The 674-nt window shown below is 46.0% G+C and carries 1 protein-coding gene; it reads left to right on the forward strand.

Going from position 1 to position 674, the window contains the following annotated elements:
• The first annotated feature begins 108 nt into the window (after positions 1-108).
• Positions 109-522 (forward strand): hypothetical protein, encoded by a 414-nt coding sequence (locus FDY93_RS19310; protein WP_138237391.1) that lies wholly within the window; start codon positions 109-111, stop codon positions 520-522.
• Positions 523-674: the final 152 nt, after the last annotated feature.

Genomic DNA, 674 nt, shown 5'->3' on the forward strand with positions numbered 1-674 from the left:
ACAGCCAACGCTACGCACTTTTTGTGTTACTCGCTGCGCTCAAACATTAACACAAAAAGCGCTCCGCGCTGGCTGCGCCTGCGCTGGGCGTTATAGGTCAAAAGTAGTATGAGCTTTACTTTAGATTTAATACTCGCAGATGTACCAAAGGAAAACGATGAAGCTTGGAAATATATTGAAGAGCTTAGAGAAGAGTACTACGAGGATAAGTCTGGAGCCCATGAGAAGCTGATAGCATTGCATAAAGTTCTGACAGATAAATATCCATGCTTGTGTAGCTATGAGGACGATGATCCTGAAATGGAAAATAGTCCGTGGGCAGATGGGCCAATGCTAAATAATTTCGCAAGCAAGATGGGAATGCTAGCAATTCTATACTCAAGAGCCGATGAGCTCTTTCCATTCATATTAGAAAAAGCATTACTTTTGGATATTACGGTCGCTGATGGGCAAAGTGAAAAAATTTATCGTCCCGGTGAGCCAGTTGTATCTAAAGCCAGGCCATGGTGGAAACTTTGGTAAAAACCTATAACAAGGCGAGGCATTTCGTTCCGGCCCTGCGGGCCTCCACCGGACAGCTTACTTTGTGGTGCGCCGAGCAAAGCTCAGGCGCAGGGGATGTTGATCGACAAGGAGGATGATTAACGGAAACTGTGCGTTGGTTTCCCGTGGGT

The sequence above is a fragment of the Microbulbifer harenosus genome (genome assembly GCF_005771435.1).
Classification (GTDB): Bacteria; Pseudomonadota; Gammaproteobacteria; order Pseudomonadales; family Cellvibrionaceae; genus Microbulbifer; species Microbulbifer harenosus.